This window comes from Halopelagius longus, assembly GCF_900100875.1.
Classification (GTDB): domain Archaea; phylum Halobacteriota; class Halobacteria; order Halobacteriales; family Haloferacaceae; genus Halopelagius; species Halopelagius longus.
Genome location: NZ_FNKQ01000003.1, coordinates 122,995 through 144,822 on the forward strand (window position 1 = coordinate 122,995; position 21,828 = coordinate 144,822).

Genomic DNA, 21,828 nt, shown 5'->3' on the forward strand with positions numbered 1-21,828 from the left:
TATCGAGGGAGTCTGCGGAACGATTTAGTCCCCGGTATCCGTCTCGCGGGTATGGGCCTGTGGAAATGCGGTATCGAGGGGTGCGACGGTCGGTTCGAGGACGTGGAGTCAGCCGTCATCCACCAGACGACCGAACACGAACGACACGAGTGCAAGGTCTGCGGCACCATCGTCCCCGAAGGGTACTTCGCCATCCGACACACGTTCGAGGAACACTCGCGCGCGGAGTTCGTCCGGGCGTACGACGCCGACTCCTCGGCGGTACGGGAACGAGAGGACGTCAAGGCCGCAGTCGAAGAAGAGGCCGACCTCGAACGCGTCGTCTCGGACCTGAAAGAACGCGGTGCGCTGTAACGGGCGGGGACCGACCGGAGAGACGGAGAAGAGCGCGGAGAACGAACCGAACGCGTTGCTATCCGGGCAGATAGTGTCGCCGAGAGACGGAGACGGAGCGGTGTAAACCGCGCGTTACCGTTTGCCCAGCGCGTATTACTGTTCTCGCGAACGCGTAGCGTTCGTCGCTGTTCCCGTGAACGGAGTGAACGAGAGCCAGACGAGCGTTTAACGCTCGTCGCTGTTCTCGCGAGCGAGAGTTAGACGAACGCGTTAGCGTTCGTCGCTGTTCCCGTGAGTGCAGCGAACGGGAGCCAGATGAGCGCGCTAGCGCTCATCGCTGTCGAGGACGCGGATCTGGTCGCCGCGGACCGTCACCGGAATCGGGACCGTCGCCTCGTACAGTTCGACCGTCACTTGGTCTTTCGTCTCGTCGATTCGCTGTACGCGCGCCTTCTCGCCCTTGAACGGGCCGGCGATGAGTTCGACGATGTCTCCCTCCGCGATGCCCTCCACGTCCGGCGTCGGCGAGAGGAAGTGCTCGACTTCGGCCATGCTGGATTTGCCGACGTTACCGCCGCTGGAGACGAGTCCGCGCGCGTGCGGAATCTCCTCTAAGACGCGCTTTATCACCGCGTCGCCGTCCGCCTCGACCATCACGTAACTGGTGAGCGAGTCGGGCGCGAGGACGGCGTGGATTTCGGACTCTTCGCGGTTGGCTATCATGTCCGCGACGGTGCGTTCCTGCCGCGCGGTCGTCTTTACGGCGAAGATTGGCGGCACCTCAGACACCTCCGGGGAGGAAGCTCATGACCGCGAAGATGACGAAGCCCATGAATCCCACGAGGAAGATGCCGGCTCCGGCGATGAGACCGATCTGGGAGAACTCCTCCCAAGAGGGGGTGCTCGCCAGTTTCAACACCCGCACGTAACTGTTCAGGTCGTACTTGACGTCCATGTTACCGGGGTTTGTGCGTCGGGGTTTTTCTATCTATTGATGCGAACGGGGGCCTCAGCCGGAAAATCGTCGGATGGCCGACGCTCGCCCGCCCGCGAGAACGAGAGAACGGGACCCGACGTCCCGAATCGACCCGAGAACGGCGCGCGCGACGGTGCGCGCGGCGACTACCGGTGAGAGCGATTAATCGACGTAGTCGATGTCCTGACCCGCGTTCGCCGGTTGCGGTTGGGGTTCCTCGTCTTCGTCGCTGCGACCGTAGATCTGCGGCGACTCGACGCCCGTGACGACGATCATCGTCCGCATCTGGCCCTCCAGTTCCTCGTCGACGGAGGTACCCCAGATGATGCGCGCGTCGGGGTCGATGCGGTCGTAAATCTCCTCGACGACGCCCTCCGCCTCCTCGATGCTCATGTCCGACCCGCCGGTGACGTTGACGAGCGCGGAGTTCGCGCCGGAGATGTCCACGTCGAGAAGCGGCGAGCGAAGCGCGCTCTTGACCGAATCTTGGGCCTTCTTCTCGGTGTCGGACTCGCCGAGTCCGATCATGGCGACGCCGCCGCGTTCCATGACCGTCTTCACGTCGGCGAAGTCGAGGTTGACGAGGCCGGGTTTGGTGATGAGTTCCGTGATCCCCTTCACCGAACGCATGAGGACTTCGTCGGAGACTTTGAACGCCTGCCGGACGGGCAGTTTGCCGACGGCGTCGAGCAAGCGGTCGTTCGGGACGACGATGACCGTATCCGCCACGTCGCGGAGGCGTTCCAGTCCGGCCTCGGCGTTCGTGCGCCGGACCTCGCCCTCCGCGGTGAACGGCGTCGTCACGATGGCGATGGTGAGCGCACCCGACTCGCGGGCCGCCTTGGCGACGACGGGCGCGGAACCCGTGCCGGTGCCGCCGCCGAGTCCGGCGGTGACGAACACCATGTCGGACCCGTCGATGGCCTCGTAGATCTCCTCTTGGGACTCGATGGCCGCCTCCTCACCCACCTGCGGAAGCGACCCCGCGCCGCGTCCCTGCGTCTTCTGTTCCCCCATCAGAATCTTCGTGTCCGCGTCGATCTCGACGAGATGCTGCACGTCGGTGTTCGCCGCGACCAGTTTCGCCCCCTTGATTCCTTCCTCGAACATCCGGTTGACCGTGTTCCCGCCCGCGCCGCCGCATCCGACCACGGTGATGTTCGTCTGTAAGTCCTGGAGGACGTCCTTCAGTTCGTCGTCGGTCATCGTTCCCGTCCGGCGAATCTCTTCACCCTCGGAAGCGCCGACGTCAGGAGTCCCATCCCCCGTCTCTTCGGCCTCGTCAATTGCTTCGTCGACGATAGAGTCCATGCTATATGGCCGTTCTTACCGAATGGAGCATTATTATCTTTCCCCCTCGCGTCAGACGGTAGTCAGACGGAGAACGCGGCAGATTAGTGCGACGTTAAGCGGTCAGATTTTGAACACCGTGCGCTGTTCGCTACGTACGTCGTCTGGCTCGACGGTTCTGCCCGCTATCTCGACAGGTCGTCCGGCGGACAGCTTCCCGAACGCCGGTCCCTCGGGGACGCCGAGTTTCGCCGCCTCGGCGGGGTCGAACGCCTCCCGGCGCGCGACGACTGCCCGGTCCGTCCGCCGGACGGAGTCGTACTTCTCGCGGAGGACGTCCGCGAGTGCCGCGACGAGTTCGTCGTACGCGTCCTCGTCGGGGAGTGCGGCGCGCCCGCGCGCCTTCGTCCCGCCGTCGATAGTCTCGTAGGCGACGGACCGGTCGTGAACCGCCGCGAGGGCCGAGTCCGCGTCGACGCCGCCCGCCTCCGAGAGGAGTTCGTCTGGCAGGGAGACCACCTCGTACTCCGTCGCCTCCCGTCCGCCGAGGCGCAGGCCGTCTTCGACCGGCGAGAGGTCTGATTCGAGGCGGTCGAGTAAATCGAGGGAGGCGCCCGTCGCCTCGCGCACCCACGACTCGCCGACGACGCGGTAGCCGAGTTCGTCGAGGACGGCTTCGAGTTCGGGGTGGTCGCGGTCCACGACGGCGTACTCGGCGTCGGACGCCTCGAAGGCGCGCCGGATCACGTCGCGGTTCTCCTCCGGGTGGCCCATCGCCTCTAGCTGCCAGTCCGCGCCGACGTGGCCGACGGCCCAGTCCGTCTCGCGGACGATGCGCGTGAAGCGCGGCGCGTAGTGGCCGCCGCCGAAGCCGACGACCTGTCGTTCCCTGTCGACGTCGGCGTCCGAGAGGTCGAGCACCGCCGCCGCGACGGCGCGCGCGCCCGCAGGGTCCTCCCACTCGGACTCGCCGCTTCCGAGTTCCACGAACATCGACGGCGCGCCCGCGTCGGTCGGACCGTGGTGGGTGCACTCGATGCCCACGTCGTACTCCTCGGGGGCGTGTTCGGCGAGGGACTCGACGACGCGCTTCTGGGCGTTCGGGCAGGCGCGGGCGAGTTCGCCGGGTTCGCCGCCGTACTCCGCGGGGCCGAAGTTGCCCGTGAAGTGCGCGGTGAGAAGCGGTCCCGTCTCGCCGGAGTGCCGGGAGACGAACGCGACGAACTCGGGGTCGTCGGAGAACGCGTCGGCCACTCGGCCGAGTTCGATGTGGAGGCCGTCGAACTCGCGGAGTTCGAACTCGCCGCGGCGGTAGTACGTTCCGCCGCCCTCGCCGTCCGGGCGCGAGTCGTCGGTCCGTTCGTCCCAGTCGGCCAGTTCCAACAGGCGGTCGCCGATGTGGGCCGATGCGCTGTCGGCGCGGCTGACGACTACGGCTATCACGAGAGGAAGTCGCCGCGCCGCGGTGTAAAGCGCGTCGAAGGCGGCCGGTCAGTCCGCCTCGACGTCCGTCGGCGTGGGTTCGCCGCGGATGGTCGCGGCGGTGATGCGGGTGAGTCGACGGAAGTCGTCGAAGCGCCGCGCGACGAGGGCGACGCCGAGAATCATGTAGACGACGGAGTAGCCGACGAGCAGGTAGATGGAGTACGTCTCGGCCAACGGTTCGGCGACGGTTCGGATGATGGCGAACTCGGCGACGACCTGCGAGACGAACAGGACGAGAAGCGCGACGGCCTCCCGGACGCTGATCTCGAAGTTCATCAGGATGGCCAGAGCGAAGAAGCTCTGGGCGGCGGTGAGCCAGATTTCGGCGGCCTGCTTGAAGTCGAACGGGAGCATGCCGTACCGGCCCAGCGCGATGCTGTAGACGACGACGAGCGTCCCGATGAGGAGCGTCCACTGGTTCAGCTTCGAGGAGATGAGGGCGTTGAACGCCGCGGTGGCTCTGGCCTTGTTGACGAGGTACGCCGTGACGATGAGTTCGGGGCTCTCGCTGGCCAGCGGTGCGAACCACTGAATCATGAAGAACTCGGGGATGCCGAACTGGAGGCCGATCTCCTCTAAGCCGTGCGCGAACGGCTCGACGGCCGTGAAGATGAGAAAGCCAGAGTAGGCGAACAGCGTCAGCACCGCGGGGATGCGCACGCCCTTCGGGCGTGCTTGGAAGTAGGCGGGGACGCCGACCTGTTCCTCGTGTTCCTCCGGGTCGCCGCGGACGATGATGCCGATGTAGGCGAAGTAGAGGCCGACGAGGACGACGGTGTCGAACCAGTCGATGCCGCCGTGGAGGGGAACGAAGAAGGCGAACACCGTGGCGGCGAACAGGAAGAGAATCTCCGTGGAGATGCTCGGGTCCAACTGGACGGCGTCGCGCAACGTGCCCGGCTTGTCCACCACGTCGTCCGCCGAGTCGGGGAGTTGCGACGCCTTGTAGATGGAGAACAGCGCGATGCCCGACCAGCCGAGGCCGATGAGGATGCGGTTCGCGCCGGTCATGTTGGCGACCGCGAGGTTGGCCGCGTTGGGATCGCTCGCGGCCTGCCACGCGTACAACGCGTCGACGGCGTACTCGGGCGCGACGGCGAGCACCGCGAGCACCGCGAGCGCGAACGCCCGGGGCACGTCCTTCTCTGCGGTTTCCGCGCCCCACGCGAGGAGGAACGACGCGCCGAGGACGGCGATGCCGCTGATGGCGACTCTGGTAATCGTCGAAACGCTCTCTACGGACCCGGTCACCCACAGTCCGACCCACGGGAGAGTCAGGAGGACCGTCGCCGCGAGGGCGACGAGCGGATGGCGAAGGCGTGAACTCATCGTGAACCGTTCGGTTCCGCGCCCGCCTATCTTTTATGCTTCCGACAGCGGACGGCGGTTTCCGCCGGAGACGCTCCGAGGGGCGCGAGGACGCCGATTCCCTCTCGCCGAAGCGACGATTTCGAGCGAACCGCGCGCGAAACTCGCACCACGTCGCGTCCGCGCGTCGCGGGCGAGGCCGTCCCGGGGTCTTTTAAGCCGCCGCCGGTCCGAGAGGGACGCATGAGCATGCAGGTGTTCGGACTGGTGGGGAACCCCGTCGGTCACTCGCTGTCGCCGCCGATGCACGAGGCGGCGTACGAGGCGCTCGGGATGGACGCGCGGTACGTCACCTTCGAACCCGACCCCGAGGCGGTGGACGCGGCGGTGACGGGCGCGGACGCCCTCGGAATCTCGGGGCTCAACGTCACCATCCCGTTCAAGGAGGACGTGCTCTCCCGCGTCGAACCGGACGGACTCGCCGAGCGAATCGGGGCCGTAAACACCGTCGATTTCGGCGTCGAGGGCGCTCCGCGGGGGTACAACACCGACGCGGCGGGCGTCCGTCGCTCGTTCGAACACCACGGCGTCCGCCTCGACGGGCGCGAGGCGGTGGTCGTCGGCGCAGGCGGGGCGGGACGCGCCGCGTCGTTCGCCCTCGCCGACGCCGGCGCGTCGGTCCACGTCGCAAACCGGACCGTCGAACGCGCGGAGTCGCTGGCGGCGGACGTGCCGGACGCGACGGCGGGCGGTCTGGACTCGCTCTCCCGCGTCGCCGACGCGGACGTCCTCGTCAACGCGACGAGCGTCGGGATGGAGTCCGACGAGACGCCCGTCCCCGCCGACTACCTCCACTCCGAGCTCGCCGTGTTGGACGCCGTCTACACCCCTATCGAGACGCGACTGCTCCGCGACGCCGCCGACGCGGGCGCGACGACGGTGGACGGCGCGTGGATGCTCCTCTATCAGGGCGTCGAGGCCTTCGAACGTTGGACCGGCCGCGACGCCCCGGTGGAGGCGATGAACGAAGCGCTCCGTTCGCAACTGGAATGAACGTCCCGGAACGACGCGGGGTAACGATTTTTAAATAAGCGCAGGACATACTGAGATACAATGGGCATATTTGACAGGATTGTGTCGTCGTTCCGGTCGCTTCTCGGCCGCGACACGTCTTCGAATGGCGAATCCGCGTCGCGAGAGACGCGCGTCTCGGTCGAGCGCGACACCCGGACGAACTCCGGCGACGCCGACGCGTCCGAGACGGACGAACCGGTCGCCTCCGAGACGGACGCGACTGCGTCCACCGGGTCGGTCGTAGACGAGGAGACGACCGACGAACCCGAGGAGGCCGCAGAACCTTCCGAGGCCGTCGAAGTCGGCGGCGACGAGGAGGGCGAGATAGACTCCGACGACGCGGACGAGACGGCCGACGAGAGCGTCGCGGCGGACACCGACGCCGCCGCCTCGACGGGGTCGGTCGTGGACGAGGGAACGACCGACGAACCCGCCGAGGCCGCGGAACCCTCGGAAGCGGCGGAACCGACCGAGGAGGCAGACTCCATCGAGGGCGAGGCGGCCGGCGCGGACGTCGTCGAGGAGGCCGAACCGGAGGACGAACCGTTCACGGAGGACGAGGAGACGTCCGGCGAGGGCGGCGGCGAGGCGGGCGGCGGCGAGGCGGTCAAGAACGTGAAGGGCATCGGCCCGGCCTACGCGGAGCGACTGTCCGACGCCGGCGTCACCACCGTCGCCGAACTCGCCGACGCCGACGCCGAATCGCTCGCGGAGGACATCGGCGTCTCCGACAAGCGCATCTCGCGGTGGATAGACCGCGCGAAAGAACGCCTCGACTCCTAACTCCGTTTTCTCGCCGTCGTTCGAGTTCACCCGTCGAACCGCCGCCGGAGCCGTCGCGAAACCGTTTAGCGCTCGCCGCCGAACGTACCCCCATGACCGAATCGGACATCGCCGTCGCGACGCCGCGGGCGGCGTTTCGCTCGACGGCGGCGGACGCGCCCCCCGGCGCGCGCGTCCCCGTCGAAGTCCGCGTCGTCGCCGACCCGTTCGACGCCTACCGCCGCGTTCGGAGCGACGACGCCGACGGCTTCTTCTACGAGACGACCGGCGGACAGCCCGGATGGGGCGCGTTCGGCGTCGAACCCGCCGAGCGACTCCGCGTCGGGTCGGAGGCGGTCTCTCTCGCCGAGGCTGACGCGACGCGCGGGCCAACCTCGGCGGGGTCGCCCTCGCTCTCCGCCCTCGACGCGATGCTCGACTCGGAGACGCTCGTCCGCGGCGACACCGGGTGCGACGTGCCGTACCCCTGCGGCCTGTTCGGGTGGCTCTCGTACGACGTGGCCCGCGAACTCGAATCGCTGCCGGGCGGGGCGGAAGCCGACAGGGGTATCCCGCGCCTGCAACTCGGCCTGTTCGACCGCGTGGCCTCGTGGAGCGAACCGCGACCCGACGGGGAGTGCACACTCCGAATCACCGCGTGTCCGCGCGTGCCCGCTGGGAGCGACGCGGACGACCTGTACGACCGCGCCCTCGCCCGCGCGACGGCCCTCGCGGAGGCGACGCTCTCGGGGGAGGCGGCCCCGTGCGACCCGCCCGTCGCGGCGGACGAGGCGCAGTTCGAGAGCGACTGCGGCCGCGAGGCGTTCGCCGACCGCGTGCGGACGGTGAAGCGGTACGTCCGCGAGGGCGACACCTTCCAAGCGAACGTCTCCCAGCGACTCGTCGCGCCCGCGGCGGTCCACCCCGTCGCCGCGTACGACGCGCTTCGGCGGGTCAACCCCGCCCCGTACTCCGGCCTCGTCGAGTTCCGCGGCACCGACCTCGTCAGCGCCAGCCCCGAACTCCTCTTGGACGTCGATGGCGACAGACTCGTCACCGAACCCATCGCGGGCACGCGCCCCCGGGGGGCGACCCCCGCCGAGGACGACGAACTCGAACGCGACCTGACCGGCGACGAGAAGGAACGCGCCGAACACGCGATGCTCGTGGACCTCGAACGCAACGACCTCGGGAAAGTCTCCGAGTACGGGAGCGTCGAAGTGTCGGAGTACCGGCGCGTCGACCGCTACTCCGAGGTGATGCATCTCGTCTCGGTGGTCGAAGGCACCAGACGACCGGACGTCTCCGTCGCGGACGCCGTCGCCGCCGTCTTCCCCGGCGGCACCATCACGGGCGCGCCGAAACCCCGGACGATGGAGATAATCGACGAGGTGGAGTCCACCCGCCGCGGCCCCTACACCGGGAGCGTGGCCGCGTTCGGCTTCGACGACCGCGCGACGCTCAACATCGTCATCCGGACGCTGGTCCGCCACGGCGAGGCGTACTACCTCCGAGTGGGCGCGGGAATCGTCCACGACTCGGACCCCGACGCCGAGTACGACGAGACGCTGGCGAAGGGGCGGGCGCTCGTCACCGCCATCGACGAGGCACTCGCCGCCGAGGGTCGCGGGATGAGCCTCGACGCGGACGCCGCCGAGTCGAACGCCGCCGACGCGGAGGGTGGCCGGAGGTGACCCGCGTCCTCGTCGTGGACAACTACGACTCGTTCGCCTACAACCTCGTCCAGTACGTCGGCGAGTTCGCCGAGGAGGTGATCGTCCGCCGGAACGACGCGGTGGACGTAGACGGCGTCCGCGAGATGGACCCGGACGGAATCGTCGTCTCGCCCGGCCCTGGAACGCCCGCGGAGGCGGGCGTCTCGATACCCCTCTTCCGCGACCTGCGGTACCCGACGATGGGCGTCTGTCTCGGCCACCAAGCCCTCTGTGCCGCACTCGGCGCGCCCGTCGTCCGTGCCCCCGAGGTGGTCCACGGGAAGTCGTCGCTCGTCTCCCACGACGGGACGGGCATCTTCCGGGGGATGGCCGACCGCTTCGAGGTGGGTCGCTACCACTCGCTGGCGGTCGAACGCGACGACTTGCCCGACGGCCTCGCGGAGACGGCGCGGACCGACGACGAACGCGAAGTCGTGATGGGCGTCCGCCGTCGGGACAGGCCGCACGTCGGCGTGCAGTTCCACCCCGAGAGCATCCTCACCGCCGATGGGAAGCGTCTCGTCGCCAACTTCGTCGCCGCCTGCGAGGACGGGGAGGACGCCGATGTCTGAGGAATCAGACGTCCTGTACCACGTCAACGGCGAGTTGGTGCCCGCCGACGAGGCGACGGTGAGCGTCCGCGACCGGGGATTCACGTACGGCGACGCGGCGTTCGAGACGCTCCGAGCCTACGGCGGCGAGGCGTTCCGGTGGGGATCGCACGCCGACCGCCTCCGGGAGACGTGCGACGTTCTCGCGTTAGACCACGGCCTCTCCGATTCGGACCTGAAGGCTCGGGTGGACGAGACCCTCCGAGCGAACGAACTCGACGACGCATACGTCCGACTGTCCGTCACGCGGGGCGTCCAGCCGGGGAAACTCACGCCTGACGAGGCGGTGGACCCCACCGTCGTCGTCGTCGTGAAACCCCTGCCGCGGGGCGGGCGCGGAAGCGACCCCGTGTGGGACGCCCCGGCGTCGTTGCAGACGGTGAAGACGCGGCGCGCCCCCGACCGGTCGATTCCGGCGCGGGCGAAGACGCACAACTATCTCAACGGCATCCTCGCCCGTTTGGAACTCCGCGTTACGGACGCCGACGAGGCGGTGATGCTCGACGCCGACGGCCACCTCGCGGAGGGGGCGACGAGTAACCTGTTTTTCGTCCGCGAGGACGCCCTCTGTACTCCGTCGCTCGACGGTCCCGTACTGCCGGGCGTGACGCGCGCAGAAGTTCTCGACATCGCCGCGGCGGAGGATATCCCGGTTCGTGAGGGGACGTTCACCCCCGACGACCTACGAAACGCGGCGGAGGCGTTCGTCACGAACACGACGTGGGAGGTGCGACCCGTCGAGTCGGTTGACGGCATCGACGTGGGCGGCGGCCCGGTGACGACGCTCATCTCCCGCGTGTTCGACGACCGAGTGGAACGAGAACACTACGCAGACGACGCGACGGAGCCGAACGGGCAATAAATTCGAAGACCGTCAGCTTTTGAACACGCCGACTCGGAAGGCGGGTATGGACGACTCGCGCCGAATCGCCGCCGCCGACGAGGTGCCCGAAGACGGCACGCTTCTCTTCACCGTCTCGGAGGACGGCGACCGGACGGAGGCCATCCTCACGCGCCTCGACGACGGGACCATCGCGGCGTTCTCGAACTACTGCCCCCATTGGACGGACGTGCGACTCGACAAGGGGTCGGGTGCGCTGGTCCGGAACGGCGAACTCGTCTGCCAGAAACACGGGGCGACGTTCGAACGCGACTCGGGGGTCTGTAACTTCGGCCCCTGCGAGGGCGCGGTGTTGGAGACGATCGACGTGACCGTCGAGGAGGGGTCCGTGCTGTTGACCGACGACGACTACGCGTTCGAGAACCTCGGCGCGTCGCAGGAGTACGACCGCTCCTCGGGCAACCAAATCGGGTTTTAGACGGCTCTTGTGCGGGATTCGGTCCGATTCAGCCGCTCGTTTCCGTCACGCCGGGACCGACCGACGCGTAGTTGACGACGACGAACGCGACCAAGAGAACTACCGCGAGTGCCGCGAACGCGAGCGATGCGGTGCGTCGGCCCGCCGCCGAGAGACCGAGGCGGCCGCCGACCCGTTCGGTCGCGAGTAGCGCCGACAGTAGCAACGAGAGGCCGATAGCCGCAATCCATGCGCCCCCGAGCGCAGACCCGGGAACGAGGAGCAGACCATAACCGAACACCGCCATCCCGACGACGACGGCCAACACGACGCCGACGAGGAACAACCCGCCGGATGAAGCCGACTCGGCCGATTCACTAGTAGTCAAGCGTAAACGTACGGCGTCTGACAGGATAACCGTTGCGTGACCGCCGAGGCGCGAAACTCGTCGCTCTGAGGTGTCGTGTTCGGCAAAACCATAGCGGGAGGTAGATTTGAACTACCGATCTCCGGGTTATGAGCCCGGCGGAATCTCCTGGCTATCCCATCCCGCTACATGTCTCAAACTCCGGCTGACGGTTAAGGGTTATGTTTCGGCCGCCGTATGCGAATTTCCACCGTTCGTCACGGCCGAGAGATGCGCCACGTGAACGTGCTCTCGGCGACGTAGTTCACAAGCATCGAGGCGGCGATGGCAATCGGAATCGGGATGACCTGCCAGAAGTCGAAGCCGAACACGATGACCGACAGGTCGAGTTGGCGAAGCGACCGGACGATGAAGAACTGGAGGGCGAGGCCGCCGCTTCTGACGAGGTTGGAGGTGAGAAAGCGCCGAATCGTCGGGAGCGTTCCGCCCGCGCCCTCGTCGGCGAACGTCCAGTTCTCGTTGATGACGAACATGACGATGATCGCGACTTCCGCGCCGACGAGCTTCGCGTACTCGCCGAGGACGCCGAGGAGGACGATGAGCGCCGTCGTCGTCGTCATGTCGAAGACTGCGCCCACCGCACCGACGGAGACGAACTTGCCGAAGCGAACGCCCGAGAAGAGGGCGTCGAAGGAACGGTTGCTCATCTTCAATCGGCCTCTGCGGCCTCCACGGAGTCGGTCAGGCGGTTCACGAGGGTCGGCCTGTCCGTCCGCGTCGTCTCCAACAGTTCGTGGACTCGGTCCTCGCGTATGATGCGGGCGCGGTGCCGCGAGAGGAGGAGGCCGCGGGCGAGTCGGAACGTCGTCTCGACGGGCGAGACGGTCGATCCCGGGCGGTCCTCCCAGCGGACCGGCACCTCGACGATGCGGTAGTCGAGGGCGTCGGCGACGGCGATGAGTTCGATGTCCCACGCGAACCCGGGGTCGTACAGGTGGTCGCGGACGTTCGCCCACGCGTCCGAAGCGACGGCTTTCGCGCCGCACTGGTAGTCGTAGAGACCCACGTCGAGCAGTCGCCGCGCCAACCACGCGAACCCGTCGCCGAGGCGTCGCCGGGCGAGCGTCTGGTGGGAGGCGATGTCCGACCGCGGATGTCGCCGCGACCCGACGGAGAGGGAGGCGTCGCCGTCGGCGACGGGGGCGACGACGTCCGCAAAGGAGTCGGCGGGCGTGCTCCCGTCCGCGTCGGCGAAAGCGAGGACGTCCACCTCCGACGCGAGCGATTCGAATCCCGCGGTGATGGCCGCCCCCTTCCCGCGGCGGGCGGCGACGGCGTTCACGTCTACGAACTGGGGGGCGTCGCGGAGGCGGTCGAGGACCTTCGGGCGGGGGTCGTCCAGTTCGATGCGGACGACTGCGGGGGTCAACTGGTCGTCGAGGGAACGAACGTACGAGAGGAGGCGCTCCGGGTCGGGCCGGTACGCCGGCACCACGACCCCGACGGTACGGTTCATTGGAGACCCATACCGCCTTCGGGGTAAAAAACGAACCGCTACTTCCGGATCGCTGCGAAACGGCTAGACGAAACGACATATCTCCTCACCCGCTGAATCCGTCGAGCGCGGTCGTTCCCCCCGATCGCATCATAAAACGTATGCCTCGTGGCCGCCCTCTGACCTATAGAACGCGATGGAGTACGCCCTCGTCATCCGCTGGTTAGTTCTCTACGCCGTACTGCTTGCGGCGGGACTTCCACTCGCCGCCCGCCTCCTCCCCGACGCCGCGGGGCGAGGGGCCGGACTCGCTCTCCCCGCATCTCTCCTCGTGCTGACAGTGCCCGCCTACTGGGTCGGACAGGTATCGTTCGGTCCGGTGGCCCTCGCCGCGGGCGTCGTCGCCCTCCTCGTCGCCGCCGCCCTCGCGGCGTTCGACGCCGCCGCACTCCGAGACGGACGCGTCGAACTCGCCGTCGATATCGACGTCAGGGCGGCCGGAGACGCCTTCGCCGTGTTCACCGCGGCGTTCCTCTTCATCGTCGCCGTCAGGGCGTTCGACCCCGCGGTGTTCCCCGCCGGCGGCGAGAAGTTCCTCGATTTCGGCCTCCTGAAGACGCTCCAACGCTCCGCGACGCTCCCGCCGGAGGACTTCTGGTTCGCCGGCGAACCGGTGAAGTACTACTACGGCGGCCACCTGATGACGACGCTCCTCTCGTGGCTCAGCGGGACGGAACCCCGCTTCGCGTACAACCTCGCGCTCGCGGGATTCTACGGCGCCGCCGTCGTCGCTGCCTTCGAACTCGCCGGGGCAATCGGCGCTGAGCGCGGCGTCCCCCGTCGAATCGCCGGCCTGTTCGCGGCGTTCTTCGTCGGGTTCGCGAGCAACCTCGTCACGGCGGGTCGCTTCGTCCTTCTGGCGTTGCCGGAGGGCCTCCGTCGAACCGCCGCCGAGATGGTCGCGGCGCAGACCGAGTACGCGGTGTCCGACGTCCTCGCGGGCGCGGAGTCGTTCTCCTACTGGAGCGCGAGTCGCGTCATCCCGGGGACGATAAACGAGTTCCCACTGTTCGCGTGGTTGAACGGCGACCTGCACGCGCACATGACCGGAACGCCGTTTCTCCTCCTCGCGGCCGCCGTCGGGTTCGCGTACTACCGGACGCCCGAGGCCAACCGCCGCCGACGCCGAGCGCTCGTCTTCGGCGCGGTGCCGGTCATCGCGTCGTGGCAGGCCGTCCACAACACGTGGAGTTTCCCGAGCGTCCTCGGTTTGGCGTGGTTGGCCGTCGCCTTCGCGCCCGCCGCGCCGTGGTCGCTCCTCCCGGGCGTCGGGTCGCTGGGTCGCCGCGCCGCGCCCCGCTCTCGACTCGCCGCCGAGGCGGCGCGCGTCGCCTCGGCGTTCGCCGCCGTCGGCGTCGTCGCCGTCGTCGCCGTCGCCCTCGCGTCGCCGTTCCTCTTCGGCGCGGCGACGGGCGCGGGCGGACGCTCCATCGAACTCCTCGGCCCGGAGACGCGGAGCGGATTCGGCGGGTTGCTGTTCGTCCACGGCGCGTTCGTCGCCGCCTTCGGCGCGTACCTCCTCGCGCGCCTCCGCGTCGAACGGCCGCTGTACGTCGTCGGCGCACTCGCCGTCGCCGCACTCGTCGCCCTCGAAATCGGCTTTGCGGCCCTCGCGGTGGTCGTCCCACTCCTGGTCTTCGGATGGGTCGCCCTGCGGACGGACCGACCCGTCGGCTACGAGACGGTCCTGATAGTCGGCGGGGCGGGCATCGTCACGCTGGTCGAACTCGTCTACGTGAGCGAACAGGCCGGGCCGGGGCGGATGAACACCGTGTTCAAGACGTACATGCAGGTGTGGATGCTCTGGGCGACGGCGATGGGCGTCGTTCTCCCCGCGTTGGTCCGGGGCGTCCCCGCCGCCGCCACCGACGCCGCGGACGAGACGCGGGCGCGCGCCGGGTCCGTCGCGACGGACGGCGGGCGCGTCCCGTGGCGACGCTTCGCCGCCGTCGCGTTCGTCGTCGTCCTCGTGGCCTCCACGTCCGTCTACGGCGTGATGGCCCTCGGCAACCACTTCGAGGAGGGACCGCCCGGCGGGACGACGCTGGACGCGACGCAGTTCGTCGAGTCGTACCACCCCGACCAAGCGGCGGCCATCGACTGGTTGGACGAACGCGAGGGGACGCCCACGCTGTTGGAAGCGCCGGGAACGAGACACTACCCCGGCGGGGACGACGGCCGGACGAGGGTGATGTACAACTGGAACGCGAGCGCCGCCTCGTCGCTCACCGGCGTCCCCTCCGTCGCGGGGTGGGCCCACGAAGTCGGCTACCGCGGCGACGAGGCGTACTACGACCGCGTGCGCGACGTGGACGCGATGTTCACCGGCGACGCGGAGACCCGCGCCGACCTGTTCCGGACGTACGACGTGCGGTACGTCTGGGTCGGGCCGAGCGAACGGGCGCGCTACGGCGACGTTTCCTTCGAGATGGAGGGCGTGACGGTGGCCCACCAGTCGGGCTCCGTCACGATATACGAGGTTCACCCCGACCGGTTGCCGGGCGCGTCCGGCGGGTCGGCGGCCGAAAACGAGTCCGCGTGAGCGTCGGGGACGAGGCTCCGAAAATCAGGTGCCGCGCTTCGAGATGACGTCGACGGCCTCGGCGTCGACGGATTCGACGTCGAGGAAGTGCGGGACGTACTCGCGGCGGGCGAACGTCTCTCGTTCCTCTTCCGTGCCGACGGTGCACCACAGTTGGACGCGGTCCGGGCCGTGCCAGTCGCCCTGTCGGTCGATGGAGAAGCAGACCACTTCCTCACCGTCCACTTCGATGGTCGCGTTGCGCCGGATGCCGGGGTCGCCGCGGATGATGAGCTTCTTCATACGGCGACGTTTCGCCCAGTCGGTGCTTAACGGCTTCGGAGACGTCTCGTCGCCCGCACCGCGGCGGTGGCGTTCCCGTGCCATCCGCCCGCACGGAGCCGTCTGAACACCGACGCGAACCAAACGGGTTTTAACGGGCCGTGCCGAACTTCGCGTAAGGTCGATATCTATGCAGATGCCACGCCGGTTCAACACGTACTGTCCCCACTGTAAAGAGCACGAAGAACACGAAGTCGAGAAGGTCCGCTCGGGCCGTCAGACCGGGATGAAGTGGGCCGCTCGTCAGGAGAAGCGCGGCGAGTCCACCATCGGCAACGCCGGGAAGTTCTCGAAGGTGCCCGGTGGCGACAAGCCGACGAAGAAGACGCACCTGAAGTACATCTGCTCCGAGTGTGGCAAGGCCCACATGCGGAAGGGATGGCGCGCAGGCCGACTGGAGTTCCAGGAGTAAACGATGGCTGGAAACTACTACCGCGTCCAGTGCACCGACTGCGACAACGAACAGGTCGTCTTCGGTAAGGCATCGTCCGTCGTCAACTGCGCCGTCTGCGGCACCACGCTCGCCACCCCGACCGGCGGGAAGGCCGACATCCGCGGCGAAGTTGTCGACACCGTCGAACGTCGCACGACCGAGGCGTAAGCTCCCCTCCGGAGGTATTTACATATGAAGTACAGCGGCTGGCCCGACAAAGGCGAACTCGTCGTGGGAAAGGTCGACGAAATCGCCGACTTCGGGGTCTTCATCGACCTCGAAGAGTACGAGAACAAGCGCGGCCTCACCCACATAAGCGAGGTCGCCAGCGGCTGGATAAAGAACGTCCGCGACCACGTTCGCGAGGGACAGACGGTGGTCGCGAAGGTGCTCGACGTCGACACGAGCTCACAGCAGATAGACCTCTCTATCAAGGACGTCAACGAGCACCAGCGCAAAGAGAAGATACAGGAGTGGAAAAACGAGCAGAAGGCGGACAAGTGGATGAACATCGCCTTCGGCGAGGACGTCTCCGACGAGCAGTACAGCTCCGTCGCGAACGCCCTGCTCGCGGAGTACGAGAGCCTCTACGACGGCTTCGAGCAGGCGGCCATCCACGGCGCCGAGGCGCTCGAAGACGTCGACTTAGACGACGAGGAGGTCGAAGCGATCGTCGAGACGGCCCGGCAGAACGTCTCCGTCCCGTACGTCAACGTCACCGGGTACGTGGACCTCCGCTGTCCCGTCGGCGACGGCGTCGACGACATCAAGGAGGCGCTGAAAGCCGCCGAAGGCGAGGAGATCCCCGAGGAGATAGAGCTCTCCGTCACGTACGTCGGGTCCCCCGAGTACCGAATCAAGGTGCGCGCGCCCGACTACAAGACCGCGGAGACCGCGCTCGAAGACGCCGCCGCGCGGGCGGCGGAGTCCATCGAGGCGTCCGGCGGAACCGCGGAGTTCCACCGCGAACGCAACGAAGACGACGAGTAGGATGAAGTCGGACATCCGGGTCTGCGGCGCGTGGCGCACTCGTCACGACCGCCCGGTGTACACGCTTTCTGCGACCTGTCCCGACTGCGGCGCCGACACCGAAAACAGCGCGCCCGCGCCGTTCAACCCCGAAGACCCCTACGGAGAGTACCGACGGTCCTTTAAGCGAAGCGACCGGTAACACGGCTATGGACGAAATCGAAGTCGAGACGGTCGCGGACCCGGACCTCCGGGACCCCGTACTCGTCGAAGGGCTTCCCGGGGTGGGGCACGTCGGCAAGCTCGCCGTCGAGCATCTTCTCGAAGAGATGGACAGCGAGCTCGTCCGCCGGGTGTACGCCGACGAGTTCCCGCCGCAGGTGTCTATCGACGACGACGGCGTCGCCGAACTGGCGAGCGCGGAGTTCTACGCCGTCGACGCCGGCGACCGCGACCTTCTCGTTCTGACGGGCGACCACCAAGCGCAGTCGAACGCGGGACATTACCACCTCACCGACGCGTTCCTCGACGTCGCCGAGGCGTTCGGCGTCGAACGCGGGTTCGCACTCGGCGGCGTGCCGACGGGCGAACTGGTGGACGACCCCGCCGTCCTCGGAGCCGTCACCCACGAGGACGCCATAGAGCGACTGAAAGAGGCGGGCGTCGAGTTCCGCGAGGACGAACCCGCCGGCGGAATCGTCGGCGTCAGCGGTCTGCTCCTCGGCCTCGGCGAACGGCGGGGACTCGACGTCGCCTGCCTCATGGGCGAGACAAGCGGCTACCTCGTCGACCCCACGAGTGCGCAGGCCGTCCTCGAAGTGTTGGAGGAGGCCGTCGGCTTCGACGTCGAGTACGAGTCGCTGGAGGAACGCGCAGAGGAGATGAAGGAAGTCGTCGGGAAGATTCAGGAGATGCAGAACCAACAGCAGGGGATGCCGACCGACGACGACCTGCGGTACATCGGCTGAACCGTCTGTCGACACCCCTCGAACGGGTCCGCGGCGCGAACCGTCACTCGGGGGCGACCACTTCGACTTTTATCCCGTCCGGGTCCTCGCAGTAGAGCGCGTAGTAGCCGCCGGCGAAGGGGTGGCGGTCCTCGTACAGGAGGGTCGCGTCCGCGCGTTCTCTGACGCCCGCCGCGAGCGAATCGACCTGTTCGCGCGAGGCGGCGTGGAACGCGAGGTGGTTCAGACCGGGAGTTTGACGGTCGAAAGGGCGGTCGGCGTCGTCGGCCTGCACGAACACGACGTACGCGGGCCCGTTGACCCACGACCGGCCGCCGTCCCACTCGTCCTTCGGTTCGTACCCGAGTTCGCCGAGGAGCCAGCCCCAGAAATCGACCGACCGCTCGAGGTCGGAGGCGTACAGCTCGACGTGGTGGAGTTGCCCGGCGTACTCGGGGTCGGCGTGGTCGTCCATCGGAGGGGTGCAGGGGTGGAACGCAGAAGAACGCTCTGTCGGCGAACGCGCGGTGACGATACCGTCGGGAGGGGTGCGACGACCCCGGTTCAGCCGGCCCGTTCGAACTTCTCGGCGAGTTCGAGGCCGTGTTCGACCACCTCGGGTTCGACCGCGAGGCGCACCTCGTCGCCGTCGCTCTCGACGAGTCCCGCGCGTTCGAGTCCGGGGATGTGGACGTGAGCGAGTTCTATCTCCGCGTCCGCGGGGGAGGCGGGTCTCTCGGGCACACCCCCGTCGGCCAACTCTTCCCGTCCGCCGTCGGACGCGAGTTCCTCGGCCAACGTCTCGATGCTCGCCTTCGACGGGTCGCCCGACTCCGACCGTTCGTAGAGCGTATAGAGGACGATACGTCGCGAGATATCCGCGAACGCGGCGAACCTATCGTCGACGCGGGGGGCAGAACCGCAGTTCATGTAGGTTCCGTGAACGGTAGACGGCATAAGTATCACCCCGGTAATCAGACGATGCAAACGAGAGGCTGAAAATTCAAGCGACCACGATGTCGTCGTCGTCCGACGGCGGGACGGTGAGAGTTCCGTCGAGGGCGGTGACCCCCCGCCCGCCGACGCGAATCCGTTCGCCCGCACGGACGCAGATTCGGCCCGGCCTATCGACGAAGTGGCCCTGTTCGAAGACCATCTCCTCGGGCGTCTCGTCGAACGCGGAGACGTGCCGGAGGTAAGCCCCGCAGGCACCCGCGGCGGTGCCGGTGGCCGGGTCCTCGGGGACGCCGATGCCGGGCGCGAACGCGCGGGCGTGAATCGTGGCGTCGCTATCGAGGACGTCGAAGGTGAACGCGTAGACGCCCGCGGCGTCGTACTCGGCGGCCAGTTCCTCGACGGCGGCGAAGTCCGGGTCGGCGTTGCCGAGGTGTTCGAGGAAGTTCACCGGGACGACGAGGAAGGGAAGCCCCGTCGAGGCGACGGCGACGGACGCGTCCTGTCCGATGTCGCGCAGGGCCTCGGGGTCGATGCCGAGGGCCGCGCCGAGGCGGTCGTACTCGATTTCGACCGGTTCGACGCGGGGGGCGTCCTGCGTCATCCAGACGGTGCCGTCCGACTCGATTTCGATATCGAGGACGCCGACGTTCGTCTCGACGGTGTGGTCGCCGGCGTCGAGGACCCCCTCCTCGAACAGGTGGGCGTGGGCCGCGATGGTAGCGTGCCCACAGAGGTCCACCTCCTGCGTCGGCGAGAAGTAACGGAGGCGGCGGTCCGCCGTCCCCGAGGGGAGGAGAAACGCCGTCTCGCTTACCGCGAGTTCGCGGGCGACGGCGCGCATCTGCGACTCTGTCAGGTCCGACCCCTCGGGGACGACGCCGGCGGCGTTGCCCGATAGCGGTTCGTCGGCGAAGGCGTCCACGAGGAGGGTTCGACGCGTCTGCATGCAGGGTCCAAGGAACCTCCCTCTCATCAATCCCGGCGGTCGGACGGCGAGAGGGACGGACGGCCTACGGCGAGGGCGGCCCGGCCGAGGGGGCCGGACTGGACGCCGCCCCCGCGTGCAGGTCGGCGGTGGTCGCACACGAGGGACAACCGAACACGCGCCCGTCCTCGTCGCCGAACACTCTCACGAAGTCGCGGGTCACGAACTCGTCGCAGTTGTTGCAGGTGTACATCGTGATTTCCTCGCACTATGTTACCACATACCATACTATCATAAAATTATCGACAGGGTTGCTCGCCGAAGCCGTCCGTGCGAACGATATCGGTTACGTCGGTGGGCCGAAACGTTCCGATCGGTCTGTGAAGCGGGTGTGACTTCTCACACCGACCATTTCGTCCCGAGAGCCTGCGCCGTCCAGATTGAGGCCCTCCGAGTCGGCGTCGAACGGCGAATATCCGTGCGTTGGCGTACCGAACGCGCGGCGAGACGAATACGTTAAAGGGGGACACGCGCCCTGTACGAACTGGTGAACGAAGTCCATGGGCGACCTCCCCGACGAGTTTAACTGCACTATCACGAACTGGGAGTACATCTACGGCCTCTGTCGGGACGTGAGCACCGCCGTGAAGGCGTCCGAGTTCGAACCGGACGTCATCGTGGCGTTGGCGCGCGGCGGGTGGTTCGCGGGGCGGTGCATCTGCGACTTCCTCGGGATGGACGACCTGACGAGCCTGAAGATGGAACACTACGTCGGGACGGCCCAGAAGTCGGGCGAACCCGAAGTCCGCTACCCGATGCCGGAGGGCAGCGTCGAGGGCAAAGACGTGCTCATCATCGACGACATCGCCGACACCGGCGGGTCCATCCACCACGCCTACGAGTACGTGACCGACCGCAACGCGGGCGAGGTTCGGACCGCGACGCTGCAACTGCTTCAGACCAGCGAGTTCGAACCCGACTTCGTCGGCGAACGCCTCGAAGAGTGGGCGTGGGTCGTCTACCCGTGGAACTTCATCGAGGACATGATAGACCTCGTCTCCGGCGTCATGGAGAAGGCCGACGAGGAGACGTTCGAAGTCGACGACGTCCGCCACTACCTCTCGGAGTACCACAACGTGGACCGAATCGAGATGGAGATCGCCCAACCGAACCGGATGGGCGAAGTGATGAGCGAGATGGAACGCCGCGGGTACGTCGAGGCGACGAACGGCGGCGCGTGGCGACTCCTCGAAGACGACTCCTGACCCGCCCGTGTCTCCGACGGACCGCGACGTAGACGCCCTCCTCGAAACGTACGACCTGAAGGACGAACGCCGCACCGGGTGGCAACTCCGCGGCGTCTCCGACCCGGAGTCCGTCGCCGCCCACTCGTGGGGCGTCGCCTACCTCTGTCTCTGCTTCGCCGACCGCGCCGAGGACGTGGACCCCGACAGAGCGGTGCGTCTGGCCGTCCTCCACGATACGGCGGAGGCCCGCACCGGCGACGAGGCGACGCGCGCGGACCCCGACGCCGAGACGCCGGACCCCGAGGAGAAGGAACGCCGCGAACGCGCCGCGATAGCGGACCTCCTCGCGCCTTTCTCGGACGACCTCCGCGACGCGTGGGAGGAGTACGAGGCGCGGGAGACGGAGACGGCCCGGTTCGTCAAGGACATGGACCTACTGGACATGTGCCTGCAGGCGGTCGTCTACGAGAGGCAGGGGCGGTACGACCCCGACGCCGACAACCCGAACTTCGAGGCGTACGACCGGTTAGACGAGTTCTTCGCCACCGCGGAACCGCGAGTGCGGACGTCCGTCGGGCGCGAACTGTTCGAGACGGTCCGCGCGCGGTACGAGGACGCGAAAGCCGACCGGGACGAGCGGTCCTGACTCCTCTCGCGAGCGTCCGCTGACGCGGTAAGCCGCGCCGTCTCCGAAGCGTTTGAAGGGGCGG

At 67.8% G+C, this 21,828-nt stretch carries 28 protein-coding genes and 1 tRNA gene; 15 read left to right on the plus strand and 14 right to left on the minus strand.

The features are described from left to right. Nucleotides 1-51 precede the first annotated feature (51 nt). Nucleotides 52-354, plus strand: a complete 303-nt coding sequence (locus tag BLS11_RS11305; protein ID WP_092537529.1) for a DUF7565 family protein — start codon at nucleotides 52-54, stop codon at nucleotides 352-354. 306 nt (nucleotides 355-660) lie between these two features. Here the strand turns inward: BLS11_RS11305 and BLS11_RS11310 are convergent, their stop codons facing one another. The 5 genes from BLS11_RS11310 to BLS11_RS11330 form a co-directional block, all read right to left on the minus strand. Further along, the gene (locus BLS11_RS11310) at nucleotides 661-1,116 is read right to left on the minus strand and encodes a transcription elongation factor Spt5 (protein WP_092537531.1); all 456 of its coding nucleotides are present in this window, start codon (nucleotides 1,114-1,116) and stop codon (nucleotides 661-663) included. Nucleotide 1,117: 1 nt separating this feature from the next. Next, on the minus strand, nucleotides 1,118-1,291 hold the full coding sequence (locus tag BLS11_RS11315; RefSeq protein WP_092537533.1) for a protein translocase SEC61 complex subunit gamma: 174 nt from the start codon (nucleotides 1,289-1,291) through the stop codon (nucleotides 1,118-1,120). Between the two features lie 183 nt (nucleotides 1,292-1,474). Then, entirely contained in the window at nucleotides 1,475-2,623 is a 1,149-nt protein-coding gene (gene ftsZ, locus BLS11_RS11320) for a cell division protein FtsZ (protein ID WP_092537535.1), read from the minus strand. A 102-nt stretch (nucleotides 2,624-2,725) separates the two neighbouring features. After that, nucleotides 2,726-4,045: a D-aminoacyl-tRNA deacylase gene (locus BLS11_RS11325; RefSeq protein WP_092537537.1), complete on the minus strand. Its 1,320-nt coding sequence runs from the start codon at nucleotides 4,043-4,045 to the stop codon at nucleotides 2,726-2,728. Between the two features lie 48 nt (nucleotides 4,046-4,093). Continuing rightward, nucleotides 4,094-5,416 (minus strand): sodium:calcium antiporter, encoded by a 1,323-nt coding sequence (locus BLS11_RS11330; RefSeq protein ID WP_092537539.1) that lies wholly within the window; start codon nucleotides 5,414-5,416, stop codon nucleotides 4,094-4,096. A gap of 228 nt (nucleotides 5,417-5,644) precedes the next feature. Here BLS11_RS11330 and BLS11_RS11335 point away from each other — a divergent pair, with 228 nt between their 5' ends. From BLS11_RS11335 to BLS11_RS11360, 6 genes are all read left to right on the plus strand, one after another. Next, on the plus strand, nucleotides 5,645-6,448 hold the full coding sequence (locus BLS11_RS11335) for a shikimate dehydrogenase (protein WP_092538579.1): 804 nt from the start codon (nucleotides 5,645-5,647) through the stop codon (nucleotides 6,446-6,448). 60 nt (nucleotides 6,449-6,508) lie between these two features. Further along, nucleotides 6,509-7,252 (plus strand): helix-hairpin-helix domain-containing protein, encoded by a 744-nt coding sequence (locus tag BLS11_RS11340; RefSeq protein ID WP_092537541.1) that lies wholly within the window; start codon nucleotides 6,509-6,511, stop codon nucleotides 7,250-7,252. Nucleotides 7,253-7,344: 92 nt separating this feature from the next. Further along, entirely contained in the window at nucleotides 7,345-8,925 is a 1,581-nt protein-coding gene (locus tag BLS11_RS11345; RefSeq protein ID WP_092537543.1) for an anthranilate synthase component I family protein, read from the plus strand. Continuing rightward, nucleotides 8,922-9,518, plus strand: a complete 597-nt coding sequence (locus tag BLS11_RS11350; RefSeq protein ID WP_092537545.1) for an anthranilate synthase component II — start codon at nucleotides 8,922-8,924, stop codon at nucleotides 9,516-9,518. Before BLS11_RS11345 ends, BLS11_RS11350 begins: the two co-directional genes overlap by 4 nt. After that, complete coding sequence (locus BLS11_RS11355; RefSeq protein WP_092537547.1) at nucleotides 9,511-10,419, plus strand: aminotransferase class IV; 909 nt, start codon at nucleotides 9,511-9,513, stop codon at nucleotides 10,417-10,419. The genes BLS11_RS11350 and BLS11_RS11355 overlap by 8 nt, the downstream gene beginning before the upstream one ends. A 46-nt stretch (nucleotides 10,420-10,465) precedes the next feature. Next, nucleotides 10,466-10,876, plus strand: coding sequence for a Rieske (2Fe-2S) protein (locus BLS11_RS11360; RefSeq protein ID WP_092537549.1), 411 nt, complete (start codon nucleotides 10,466-10,468; stop codon nucleotides 10,874-10,876). Between the two features lie 28 nt (nucleotides 10,877-10,904). On the opposite strand, the gene BLS11_RS11365 is transcribed toward BLS11_RS11360, so the two are convergent. The 4 genes from BLS11_RS11365 to BLS11_RS11380 form a co-directional block, all read right to left on the minus strand. Then, a complete protein-coding gene (locus BLS11_RS11365; RefSeq protein ID WP_175454438.1) occupies nucleotides 10,905-11,243 on the minus strand; it encodes a hypothetical protein in 339 nt (112 codons plus the stop codon). A 91-nt stretch (nucleotides 11,244-11,334) separates the two neighbouring features. Continuing rightward, nucleotides 11,335-11,409: transfer RNA gene (locus tag BLS11_RS11370), tRNA-Met, on the minus strand. 70 nt (nucleotides 11,410-11,479) lie between these two features. Then, nucleotides 11,480-11,929, minus strand: a complete 450-nt coding sequence (locus tag BLS11_RS11375; protein WP_092537551.1) for a GtrA family protein — start codon at nucleotides 11,927-11,929, stop codon at nucleotides 11,480-11,482. 2 nt (nucleotides 11,930-11,931) lie between these two features. Continuing rightward, entirely contained in the window at nucleotides 11,932-12,738 is an 807-nt protein-coding gene (locus BLS11_RS11380) for a glycosyltransferase (protein WP_092537553.1), read from the minus strand. 175 nt (nucleotides 12,739-12,913) lie between these two features. Between BLS11_RS11380 and BLS11_RS11385 the strand changes: the two genes are divergently transcribed. After that, entirely contained in the window at nucleotides 12,914-15,319 is a 2,406-nt protein-coding gene (locus tag BLS11_RS11385; RefSeq protein WP_092537555.1) for a DUF2298 domain-containing protein, read from the plus strand. Nucleotides 15,320-15,343: 24 nt separating this feature from the next. Here the strand turns inward: BLS11_RS11385 and BLS11_RS11390 are convergent, their stop codons facing one another. Further along, on the minus strand, nucleotides 15,344-15,601 hold the full coding sequence (locus BLS11_RS11390; protein WP_092537557.1) for an HAH_0734 family protein: 258 nt from the start codon (nucleotides 15,599-15,601) through the stop codon (nucleotides 15,344-15,346). Nucleotides 15,602-15,770: 169 nt separating this feature from the next. Between BLS11_RS11390 and BLS11_RS11395 the strand changes: the two genes are divergently transcribed. From BLS11_RS11395 to BLS11_RS11415, 5 genes are read left to right on the plus strand one after another with little or no spacing between them, the layout of a single operon-like run. Beyond that, nucleotides 15,771-16,052, plus strand: coding sequence for a 50S ribosomal protein L44e (locus BLS11_RS11395; protein WP_092537559.1), 282 nt, complete (start codon nucleotides 15,771-15,773; stop codon nucleotides 16,050-16,052). Between the two features lie 3 nt (nucleotides 16,053-16,055). Next, on the plus strand, nucleotides 16,056-16,241 hold the full coding sequence (locus BLS11_RS11400; protein ID WP_092537561.1) for a 30S ribosomal protein S27e: 186 nt from the start codon (nucleotides 16,056-16,058) through the stop codon (nucleotides 16,239-16,241). A 24-nt stretch (nucleotides 16,242-16,265) separates the two neighbouring features. After that, entirely contained in the window at nucleotides 16,266-17,063 is a 798-nt protein-coding gene (locus BLS11_RS11405) for a translation initiation factor IF-2 subunit alpha (RefSeq protein ID WP_092537563.1), read from the plus strand. A gap of 1 nt (nucleotide 17,064) precedes the next feature. Beyond that, nucleotides 17,065-17,244, plus strand: coding sequence for an RNA-protein complex protein Nop10 (locus BLS11_RS11410; protein WP_092537565.1), 180 nt, complete (start codon nucleotides 17,065-17,067; stop codon nucleotides 17,242-17,244). Between the two features lie 7 nt (nucleotides 17,245-17,251). Further along, a complete protein-coding gene (locus BLS11_RS11415; RefSeq protein ID WP_092537567.1) occupies nucleotides 17,252-18,010 on the plus strand; it encodes a proteasome assembly chaperone family protein in 759 nt (252 codons plus the stop codon). Nucleotides 18,011-18,053: 43 nt separating this feature from the next. Here BLS11_RS11415 and BLS11_RS11420 read toward each other — a convergent pair whose 3' ends face one another. The 4 genes from BLS11_RS11420 to BLS11_RS19430 all read right to left on the minus strand — a co-directional run bounded on the left by BLS11_RS11420 (nucleotide 18,054) and on the right by BLS11_RS19430 (nucleotide 20,124). Next, nucleotides 18,054-18,464 (minus strand): VOC family protein, encoded by a 411-nt coding sequence (locus BLS11_RS11420; protein ID WP_092537569.1) that lies wholly within the window; start codon nucleotides 18,462-18,464, stop codon nucleotides 18,054-18,056. Nucleotides 18,465-18,553: 89 nt separating this feature from the next. Next, entirely contained in the window at nucleotides 18,554-18,919 is a 366-nt protein-coding gene (locus BLS11_RS11425) for a DUF7344 domain-containing protein (protein WP_114936169.1), read from the minus strand. A gap of 73 nt (nucleotides 18,920-18,992) precedes the next feature. Next, a complete protein-coding gene (locus BLS11_RS11430; RefSeq protein WP_092537573.1) occupies nucleotides 18,993-19,892 on the minus strand; it encodes a PhzF family phenazine biosynthesis protein in 900 nt (299 codons plus the stop codon). A gap of 64 nt (nucleotides 19,893-19,956) precedes the next feature. Further along, nucleotides 19,957-20,124, minus strand: a complete 168-nt coding sequence (locus BLS11_RS19430) for a DUF7563 family protein (protein ID WP_175454439.1) — start codon at nucleotides 20,122-20,124, stop codon at nucleotides 19,957-19,959. A gap of 307 nt (nucleotides 20,125-20,431) precedes the next feature. Between BLS11_RS19430 and BLS11_RS11435 the strand changes: the two genes are divergently transcribed. Both BLS11_RS11435 and BLS11_RS11440 read left to right on the plus strand, forming a co-directional pair. Then, nucleotides 20,432-21,136 carry a phosphoribosyltransferase gene (locus tag BLS11_RS11435; RefSeq protein ID WP_092537575.1) on the plus strand — a complete coding sequence of 235 codons (705 nt, stop codon included), beginning with the start codon at nucleotides 20,432-20,434 and terminating at the stop codon, nucleotides 21,134-21,136. A 7-nt stretch (nucleotides 21,137-21,143) separates the two neighbouring features. Next, on the plus strand, nucleotides 21,144-21,764 hold the full coding sequence (locus BLS11_RS11440) for an HD domain-containing protein (protein ID WP_092537577.1): 621 nt from the start codon (nucleotides 21,144-21,146) through the stop codon (nucleotides 21,762-21,764). The last annotated feature ends 64 nt before the right edge of the window (nucleotides 21,765-21,828 follow it).